7 protein-coding genes and 1 riboswitch are annotated in these 10,231 nt (G+C 38.5%); all 7 genes read right to left on the bottom strand.

Annotated features, from left to right (window positions below; genetic code table 11):
• On the bottom strand, window positions 1–2,662 hold a 2,662-nt coding region (gene uca, locus A2003_RS06490), incomplete at its 3' end, for an urea carboxylase (RefSeq protein WP_502685951.1).
• Between the two features lie 3 nt (window positions 2,663–2,665).
• Entirely contained in the window at window positions 2,666–3,319 is a 654-nt protein-coding gene (locus tag A2003_RS06495) for an urea amidolyase associated protein UAAP2 (protein WP_112986518.1), read from the bottom strand.
• Window positions 3,320–3,336: 17 nt separating this feature from the next.
• Window positions 3,337–4,080, bottom strand: coding sequence for an urea amidolyase associated protein UAAP1 (locus tag A2003_RS06500; protein ID WP_374050029.1), 744 nt, complete (start codon window positions 4,078–4,080; stop codon window positions 3,337–3,339).
• Between the two features lie 24 nt (window positions 4,081–4,104).
• Window positions 4,105–4,213: riboswitch (guanidine-I (ykkC/yxkD leader) on the bottom strand.
• Window positions 4,214–4,451: 238 nt separating this feature from the next.
• Window positions 4,452–5,246 (bottom strand): SDR family NAD(P)-dependent oxidoreductase, encoded by a 795-nt coding sequence (locus A2003_RS06505; RefSeq protein WP_112986520.1) that lies wholly within the window; start codon window positions 5,244–5,246, stop codon window positions 4,452–4,454.
• A gap of 16 nt (window positions 5,247–5,262) precedes the next feature.
• Window positions 5,263–6,312: a DUF6670 family protein gene (locus tag A2003_RS06510; protein WP_227540287.1), complete on the bottom strand. Its 1,050-nt coding sequence runs from the start codon at window positions 6,310–6,312 to the stop codon at window positions 5,263–5,265.
• Window positions 6,313–6,570: 258 nt separating this feature from the next.
• Window positions 6,571–8,766 (bottom strand): OsmC domain/YcaO domain-containing protein, encoded by a 2,196-nt coding sequence (locus A2003_RS06515; protein WP_039047313.1) that lies wholly within the window; start codon window positions 8,764–8,766, stop codon window positions 6,571–6,573.
• A gap of 261 nt (window positions 8,767–9,027) precedes the next feature.
• Window positions 9,028–10,101, bottom strand: a complete 1,074-nt coding sequence (locus A2003_RS06520; protein ID WP_042892037.1) for an amidohydrolase family protein — start codon at window positions 10,099–10,101, stop codon at window positions 9,028–9,030.
• Between the last annotated feature and the right edge of the window lie 130 nt (window positions 10,102–10,231).

The following is a 10,231-nucleotide window of genomic DNA, read 5'->3' on the forward strand; positions in this document are numbered from 1 at the left end:
AGACAGTGCGTGAAGGAACTTGCATTTCAGTCACATCAGGCAATTCTGTTTCTGCTTGTTTGAGTAGGTTTAATAAATTCTGTTGATCCAGTTTGAGTGAGTCATAATGAATTTGAAGTGAACGTATTCCCGGTGTTAGATCAATGATACCTATGATGTTTTGATCTTTGACCCACTGCATTAATGCATGTATGCGGAATCTCAAATTCAGGTCTAAAACCAATTCGCCATACTCAACCAACATGTAGTTATTACCAGCGGGGCGATAAACAACATTTGGCGTATGATCTTGACCATCTAAACGATCTAATACGGCATCATTTAAGCTATCAAACTCAGCATAAAAGCTTTGACCAAATTGCACATCATTAAGATGCTCAGTACTGAGCATATGATGATAGGTTTGATTTAATTCGGTTGCTTGTTCATATCGAATAGGAACAAATTTGACTTTGTCTCCTGCTTTTAATTGACCTAATTTCCAAAGTTCAGAATGAACAACGACTGCTGGGCAAACAAAACCACCAAGACTTGGACCATCAGGACCTAAAATGATTGGCATGTCTCCAGTAAAGTCGATTGCTCCAATAGCATAGGCATTGTCATGAATATTGGAAGGATGTAAACCTGCTTCGCCGCCATCTTCACGCGCCCATTCTGGCTTTGGTCCGATCAAGCGAATTCCTGTACGGCTTGAATTGAAATGTACTTCGAAGGAATGTTCAAAGAAGGCATCAATATCTTGTTTGGTGAAAAAATCAGGCGCACCATGCGGACCATACATCACTGCAATTTCCCAACTGTTTGAGAATGTCGGGACTTGTTCTGCATTTAAACTTGTTTGTTGATCTGAACTAAAAGAAGTGATTGGCAACATATCACCAATTAGCAAATTACGTCCTGCGTGACCACCAAATTGACCTAAGGTAAAAGTCGCTTGTGAACCCAAGTATTCAGGAACATTCAAACCACCTTTGATGCCAATATAAGTTCTACATCCTGTGATGATTTTACCGCATTTAAGGATTTGTCCTTTCTTGACATTCACCGTTTGCCACATTGGAATGTGCACACCATCTAAGGTTGACGGCATGTCACCACCTGCAAGCACGATTTGGCTATCACAGTGAAACTTTAAAGTAGGTCCATGCAAGGTACATTCTAAACCTGCATTATTGGATGCATTGCCAAGTAGTTGGTTTGCCACGTTTAAAGATAAAGGGTCAATCGCTCCAGACGGTGGTACACCCACATCCCAGTAACCTAAACGCCCAGTGACATCTTGTATAGAAGTTTGAATACCAGCTTGCAATACTTCGATTTTTTGAGTTTTCCATTCAAAAGTATTGAGGAAACGAGTGGTTTGAGTACCTGCTTTAAACACTTCACAATCAATAATATTCTGTAAATATTCAAGATTGGTTTCGATACCTGCCACATGAGTTTTGGCTAAGCTATGATTCATTGCTTGAATAGCCGCATCTCGATCATTTGCCGTGACGATAATTTTAGCAATCATCGGATCGTAAAATGAGGAAACAGTCGAGCCAGTTTCTACCCATGTTTCATTACGTGCTTGATCATCAAATTCAACAAAGGTCAGTAAACCTGCACTCGGTTGGAAGTTTTTGATCGGGTCTTCAGCATACAAACGAACTTGTATCGAATGCCCTACTGATTTCAAAGATTGTGTTGGTGCTGTCCAGTCGCCACTCGCAAGTGTGACCATCCATTCAACCAAATCCACGCCGTATACTTGTTCTGTGACACCATGTTCAACTTGTAAACGGGTATTTACTTCCAAAAAGTAAAAATCTTGCGTGTCCGTATCCATCACAAATTCAACAGTCCCCGCTGAACGATAATTCACGGATTGCATGAGTTGAATCGCAACAGTCTGAATATATGAACGTTGTTGATCATTTAAATGTGGTGCTGGGGTTTCCTCAATAACTTTTTGATTGCGACGTTGAACAGAACAATCTCGTTCACCTAAAGCTAAAACTTGTCCTTGACCATCACCAAATATTTGCACCTCGATGTGGCGAGCATTCTGTACGAATTTCTCCAAATACAATCCTGCATCTTTAAAGTTTGCCTGAGCAAGATAAGAAACTGTTGCGAAAGCATCTTTAAGTTCTTCAGCATTCCATACCAAGCGCATGCCGATACCACCACCACCTGCGGTACTTTTTAGCATCACAGGATAACCAATACGCTCTGCTTCAACCAATGCCTCTGCTTCATCAGCCAAAAGTTGGCTACCCGGCAATAGCGGAACATTTGCTTCGATTGCAAGTTCTCGAGCGGTATGTTTCAAGCCAAATGCACGCATTTGAGCTGAGTTTGGGCCTATAAATGCAATTCCTTGTGATTCACACAGATCACAAAATTCAGCATTTTCAGATAGAAAACCGTAGCCCGGATGGATGGCATTCGCACCTGTTTGTTTGGCGACTTCTAAAATTTTGTCAACATTCAGGTAACTTTGACTCGCGGGTGCATCACCGATATAAATCGCTTCATCTGCTAAGGTCACATGCAATGAATCTCGGTCTGCCTCAGAGTACACAGCAACGGATTGGACACCTAATTTTTTTAGTGTTCGAATAACACGACATGCAATCGCCCCACGATTGGCGATTAAAACTTTATTAAACATAGACTAAGCCTCCTCTCCATCACGAATCACTAATTGGATCGGTGTCGGGTTATAGGCATTACATGGATTATTCAGTTGCGGGCAATTAGAGATCAGTACGATTAAATCCATTTCTGCTTTAATCTCGACAAATTTACCCGGTGCAGAAATACCATCATCAAATTTCAAATGTCCATCAGATGTAACAGGAACATTCATAAAGAAATTGATATTTGGACCAATGTGACGCACATTCAAATTGTGCTTTTTCGCGATGGGATGTTTGGCTAAGGCATACATGAAGTTGTTACGGCAACTATGCATAGGATAAGTTTCATGTGCATAGCGCACAGTATTACTTTCGCAAGAACATGCGCCACCTAACGTATCATGACGACCACAGTTATCATCATGAATGACTGCAATTAACCGTCCAAAGTTACTGTATAAAGGTGTGCCTTTTTCTAAATAGATATATTGATTCATGGCAAGCGTATCTGTAGCGCTATAACGCTCTTCAGGATTTTCTACTGAGATAAACAACGTATCAACAGCTTGGTTGCCCTCTAAATCGATAATCCGAAAGTATTGCCCTTTTTTGACTTCGCACATCCATGCTTCACCCGCAAGACACACTTCATTTAATGTAGCTTTTTCAAAAGTATGTAAAACCGTCATGATGCTTCTCCTATAGCTTAATATGCTGAACTCAATGCGAAGTAACGTGCGTTATTTTGAAAAGCACGTTGATTTTGTGGACAGGCATCACGACAAATATCGTGGTCGGCTAAAGAGTTGGCTTTATACAAAGACAATTGAATATCACTTGGTTGATAGAGCGAACTGTTATCTAAACCATGTGGAGCAGCAGAAAGGAAAACCAGACAATCCATTTCAAAACGTAATTCAATGATTTGGCTGGTATTGTCTGATTGGGTATAGCTTAGAGCACCTTGATCATTGGGACTCACTTTTGAGAAAAGGTTTAGGGTTGCACTTAAATCAGTTTGTGACAGTGAAAATTTCGCCATCTCTACCAATAAGCCATCGACACCGTTTTGGTACATTTCATTTCGTGCATCTTGAAAACGACGTTGACCAAATTGTTTGGTGATTTGCTCAGGGCGACTCGCCCCACAGAAAGTATCATTCCAACCATGGTCATCTTTAACGATCGATGCCATGACACGCCCTAAATCTGAATATAAAACATTGCCCGTCGTTAAAAATGCAGTATGTTGTCCTTTTAAGGTGTCTGGCATGTTGTAACGTTCGAGTTTATCTTCAGCATTCACACAAAACAGTGAAACATTGGCGTTTGAAGCCAGAGCTTTAAACTGAAGAACGCTCCCTTTCTGAACTCGTCCAGACCAATGATGACCACCTGGTAGTTTTTCAGTCCAAAGACTCTGATTATTATGATATTCGCCCATTCGCATGACCTCTTTTAAGGTTTAAGTCCAACCTCCCGGGCTTTTATCCCTCCGTGTAGTTCTTGCGAACCGTGAACTCTCGGTCTCAGACATAGTCAACTTTTATCCGTTGGCTATCGGAACCCTAGATCACTTTATGATGGAACTAATAAAGCAAATGGCATGCCAGTTTGGTAATACGTTTTTTTGATTTCGTCATACTTTTTTGACTCAAAACAAGGCATTTTAGTGAAGATGCACTAAAATTATTCGAAATATGACCTGTAATAAAAGTCACAGCTGTTTAAATCTACTTTTAGAAAAAGATGAGATAGATATTAATGCCGATCAATTAATCATGCTTTTGTGATCACTGATTAATAAATATCTCCCTCTATTTATAATTTCTTTTCGAGTTGACGATCCATAAGACGAAACAATGGTCGAGTCAGATTCATGACTGCGCTTGGTGCTGTATTTAATAAAGCATTAGCAATCGCACCACTTGGACTTGTAACGCGATAAGGTTTTTTCTGAACAGCTTTCACCAACCAACCCACTGCTTTCTCTGTATCCAACATTCGCATGTGTTTATAGATTGCAGTTTTTGATGACATTGGTGTTCTAACCATCGGGAAATAAACTACACTCACATCTATACCTTGATCTCCAAGTTCCATTTTTAATGAACGAGAAAAGGATTCAAGTGCAGATTTGCTGGCTAAGTAGGCTGAAAATAGTGGGATTGGGACTTGTGTCGACATGGTTGAGACATTGACGATATGCCCTGCATGATTAGTAAGAAAATGCGGCATTAATGCTAATGTCAAACGCACAGCAGCAAAATAATTAATTTGCATCGTGCGTTCATAGTCATGTAATCGATCAAGTGCTTGTGTGATTGGTCGACGAATGGATCGTGCCGCATTATTAATCAAAACATCAATGTTCTCATGTTCGGTTAAAATTTTTTCAATACAGCCCTTTGCATCTTCATCAATTGTGATGTCTACTGGATAAATCCAAGCCTGACCGCCTCGTTGCTCAATCGTACTTTTGACCCTTTCCAATTCTTCTTCGCGTCGTGCAACCAAACAGACTTTAGCGCCTAGATCAGCAAGTTGAATCGCAGCTTGTTCGCCTATACCACTCGAAGCACCTGTGATGATGATCGTTTTATTATTTAAATTCATGTCATTATCCAATAAGTTATTTTCGACGATCTATGTACTCAATATAACCACGCCCTTCAATCAAAGTATCTTGATATTCACCTTTATAGTGATAAGCGCCGACATAACCACTACCCAGACCATAAATCATCGGGGTATCTACACAACCGTTTATAATAGTTATGATTTTTTGTTGGTCTTTAATAACCCATCTAAAGGTTTCTGGTAAATTCATCTCTACACCATCAGGAGAGATTGCAGCTTTATCTTGATAACTTAATACTTCAAATTCTGCTTCAAAACTTTGGTTATATTGATCTAAACCACGTATAAAGGCTTTGCTGACAATTTTCACATCTTTTAGGCGTGTGTCATTCAGTAAAAGCTGAGTGTTATCATCCAAGTTAATAATCTGATAAGTAAAAAAATCTAATGGAATTTTAAAAGCAGAAGGAATGGCTTTATCTCTAATCATATAAGGACTAATACAGGATGCATATTCAAAAGTACAAAGTCCGTTGATTTTTTGAGACTCTCCGCGATAGCTGACTACACCTTCATACTGTGAAAGCAAACTGAAATGATCGTAAATTGGGCTTTTAATAAACCATGTCACTTTATCTGTATTGGTAATTCTAATATTGAGCTCGAAATCCGTTGTACGTGCATTCACGTGATAGTCTGGATAGTTTCCTGTAATGGTAATGTTTTGCCCCAACTGAATATGCGATCCATCTTCATATAACTGACATTCTTTAGGAATTGAATAACCTTTGAATTGATCAGGATAAGTAGCAGCTGTTCCCATAACCGCGGTTGCATTATTTCGAGGTGAATCTTTGAATACATGATCGGTATCAAATGCCAATGCACCGGGTGTGCCGATAACTGACATAATTGAAAAGAATTGATGAGGTGCTGGTAGTTCAGGAATCATCACCCCATAATGAGTCCAACCAATATGTTTGGCTTGATGAAAAGGTTTTAATGCATAGCCTTTAGGAAATGCCTTGCCGTCTTGCGATGCAGAACTGTCAAGCAATGGGAAAATTGAATGAATCAACGATGTGATTGCAGGTTTTGTCACTAATTTTTCAGTGTTTTTTATCAAAGAGAAATTCATCGTAGGACTCACTTTTATATTTAGCGTTATAGTCAATAAAATGCAGAATAAGTTGTTAAATTTGACTTTTAATTACCAAAGATTATGTCAGTTCGGTCAAATTGATTTTTAATAAGATGAATCTTTTTTAATTATAAAATCGTAATTCAAAAGTTTTGGTTTAAATCATGAAAAAAGGTGCATGATTAACATACACCTTTCTTAGATCAAAAGCTTTGAGGCTTAACTTACAGCTTTTGCACGAGCTGCATGCAATTTTTTGTAGCTTTCAATCAAACGTAAATGACGATCCAAACCTTCTAATTTCATACTAGTAGGCGTTAAACCATAAAAACGAACATTACCTTCTACTGAACCAATAACTGCGTCCATACGTTCATCACCAAACATACGACGGAAGTTCTTTTCGTAATCTTCCAACTCCATCTCGTCATCAAGAATAACTTCTAGCACGACGTTCATACATTGATAGAACAAACCACGTTCTACAGTGTTGGTGTTGTATTGGAGGAATTGCTCAACTAAATCTTTAGCTTCTTCAAATTGCTTCAGAGCAATATAAATAAGAAGTTTTAATTCCAGTAGTGTCAATTGTCCCCAAACCGTATTGTCATCAAACTCTATGCCGATTAAGGTTGTGATTTCAGTATAGTCATCAAGTTCGCATTCTTCTAAACGTTCAACCAGTGCTTCAAGACGTGTGTCATCTAAACGATGAATATTTAGAATATCTTCACGGAATGCCAATGCTTTATTGGTATTGTCCCAAATCAAATCTTCAACTAAATAAATCTCAGAATAATCTGGCACGAGGATACGACAAGCTGTAGCACCTAAATGTTCATAGACAGCCATGTAGACTTCTTTGCCCATTTCTTCAAGAATGCCAAATAATTCAGCAGCCTCATCTGCATTCGAGTTTTCACCCTCATTGGTGAAATCCCATTCTACAAAATCATAATCAGATTTTGAGCTGAAGAAACGCCAAGATACTAAACCACTTGAATCAATAAAGTGTTCCACAAAATTATTCGGTTCAGTCACTGCTTCACTTTGGAAGGTTGGCTGAGGTAAGTCATTGAGACCTTCAAAACTACGACCTTGCAATAACTCAGTCAAACTACGTTCTAAAGCCACTTCAAAACTTGGATGCGCACCAAATGAAGCAAACACACCACCTGTGCGTGGGTTCATCAAAGTGACACACATCACAGGGAATTGACCGCCCAGAGAGGCGTCTTTAACCAATACTGGAAAACCTTGTTCTTCTAAGCCTTGGATACCTGCAACAATACTTGGATACTTAGCCAAAACTTCTTCAGGAACATCAGGTAGTGCAATTTCACCTTCAATAATTTCACGTTTTACTGCACGTTCGAAAATTTCAGATAAGCACTGAACTTGAGCTTCTTCTAATGTATTCCCTGCACTCATACCATTACTGAGATACAAGTTTTCGATCAAGTTTGATGGGAAGTAAACTGTTTCGCCATCAGATTGGCGTACAAAAGGAAGTGAACAAATACCACGTTCAATATTCCCAGAGTTAGTATCGTATAAATGCGTACCGAGTAACTCTTTTTCAGGATCGTAAATCTCAAGACAGTATTCATCTAAGATTTCTTTTGGTAGCTCACCATTTGGTCCTGGTTTAAACCATTTCTCATCTGGATAATGCACAAACTCTGCATTTGCAATTTCTTCACCCCAAAATTGATCGTTATAGAAGAAATTACAATTAAGACGCTCAATAAACTCGCCTAATGCAGATGCTAGTGCACTTTCTTTGGTTGAGCCTTTACCATTGGTAAAACACATAGGCGACTGTGCATCACGAATATGCAGTGACCAAACATTCGGTACGATATTACGCCATGATGCAATTTCAATTTTCATGCCTAAACCAGCCAAGATTGCTGACATATTGGCAATGGTTTCTTCTAAAGGCAAATCTTTACCTTGAATATAAGTAGTACTTTCAGATGCAAGATTTGGCATCAATAAAGCTTGAGCATCTGCATCGATACTTTCCACTTCCTCGATGACAAATTCAGGACCCGTTTGAATGACTTTCTTTACGGTACAACGGTCAATTGAACGTAAAATCCCCTGACGATCTTTTTCAGAAATATCAGCTGGAAGTTCAACCTGAATTTTAAAAATCTGTTTATAGCGGTTTTCTGGATCAACAATATTGTTTTGAGATAATCGAATGTTGTCCGTTGGGATATCACGTGCAGCGCAATAGACTTTCACAAAATATGCTGCACAAAGTGCTGATGATGCCAAGAAATAGTCAAATGGACCAGGTGCAGAACCATCCCCTTTGTATCGGATTGGTTGATCTGCAATTACTGTGAAGTCATCGAATTTGGCTTCTTGTCGAAGGTTGTCGAGGTAATTTACCTTGATTTCCATGCTGGCACCTAAAATATGCTTATAGTTCTATAGCAAGAAATATAAGTTTAAAAATGAATAAATAAGCCAAATCGAAGATAAGAGACTGACTTAGAAAGGATTAATTAGCATTACTTCATTTAAAATCACTTTTAAATCAGTAATGCTAATAAGGACAGCTAATTTTACAGAATTATGCGCTGAAATTGAGTAATTTTATTGAACTTTGCAAATTATTTATTGGATTTGGTCAAAACAAATACATTGAAATTCCAATGACAACTAATGCTTATTTATTTGATAAAAGGTTTCCGCATTACTTCTAAAAATTGCTCGCTGCGCCTCTTCACCTAGTGGTGCTGTCATTTCAATATACGCTTGAATGAGATCTTTTAAGGTGGTGTTGGGTTTATCCATTGGAAAGTTGGATGCAAATACAATGCGTTGGGTACCAAAACTCTGAATCGCATGTTCAATGAGTGGTGAAAGTAAATCTTGTATTTGCAGTACATTCGCCGTTATTTGTTGTTTATAAAATTGATGTCCCAGTACTGGCATCATTAATCCTGAAATTTTGGTATAAACATTTTTTTGTTCAGCTAGTTCTGAAATATCCTCTTTCCATTTTGCAAATATAAGCTCACGCTCAGCTGGTGTTCGCCCCGTTCTTTTTCCGACTTTTCCAAATAATCCGACTGGTGTTGCGAGATGATCTACCATGATCTTTGTATCAGGGAAATGTTGTGCGAGTGATTTGATTTCTTTAATTTGAGTGGAATATCCCCAAGCATCGAATGACAAATTCATCTTTGCTAGATGCTCAAAGCCCTTCAGGAATTTTTTCTGGGTGTATAAATGTGGCTGATCACACCAGCGATGAATACCATCATCTGGATACCATGCTGCCATTTTACGAATACCACAAAAATGTGGACTGGCATCTTGATGAGCTTTGAGAATATCCAAAAATCTTTTATTTCTTGGATCTGCTGTAGCCACGATACCCGCAAGTTTTAGTTGTTGCTGATTAAAAGGTAAATGATGAATCCATTTTGTTTCTTCAACCACACCAAAGTTTTTTTGGTGATGCCAATTCGCCTCAACATGAATAACACTATCAATCGAACATCCTGCACTATCAACTCGATAATCAAAAGGTAGATATGGTGATAAAGCATATTGAGTGATGCCTAAAGTTTCGATTAAGTCTTTAGGTTTAACAACGCGTACAATTTTGTCCATCAATTTAGGATATTTACCAAATGCCTTGACCAATCTCGCTGCTGAGTGTGGCGTAGTGTATGGATTCCACTGATGAATATGGGCATCAAGAATTGGGAAGTTTAATTGGTTCATTTTTATAATCTCTCTAAAATCCTTTTCTCAAGTTTTATTTAACTTGAAGTGGCCTATCATATTTATAATTATTAGGACTTACGCACTATTATTTATAGATTCTCTGTGGTAGCAGATGATTTTTATCGAG

The organism is Acinetobacter sp. GWC1_38_13 (assembly GCF_001767535.1).
Lineage (GTDB): Bacteria > Pseudomonadota > Gammaproteobacteria > Pseudomonadales > Moraxellaceae > Acinetobacter > Acinetobacter junii.

Coding starts and splice junctions, on each gene's coding strand:
- A2003_RS06495 (WP_112986518.1), bottom strand. CDS start 3,319: ATGACGGTTTTACATACTTTTGAAAAAGCTACATTAAATGAAGTGTGT.
- A2003_RS06500 (WP_374050029.1), bottom strand. CDS start 4,080: ATGCGAATGGGCGAATATCATAATAATCAGAGTCTTTGGACTGAAAAA.
- A2003_RS06505 (WP_112986520.1), bottom strand. CDS start 5,246: ATGAATTTAAATAATAAAACGATCATCATCACAGGTGCTTCGAGTGGT.
- A2003_RS06515 (WP_039047313.1), bottom strand. CDS start 8,766: ATGGAAATCAAGGTAAATTACCTCGACAACCTTCGACAAGAAGCCAAA.
- A2003_RS06520 (WP_042892037.1), bottom strand. CDS start 10,101: ATGAACCAATTAAACTTCCCAATTCTTGATGCCCATATTCATCAGTGG.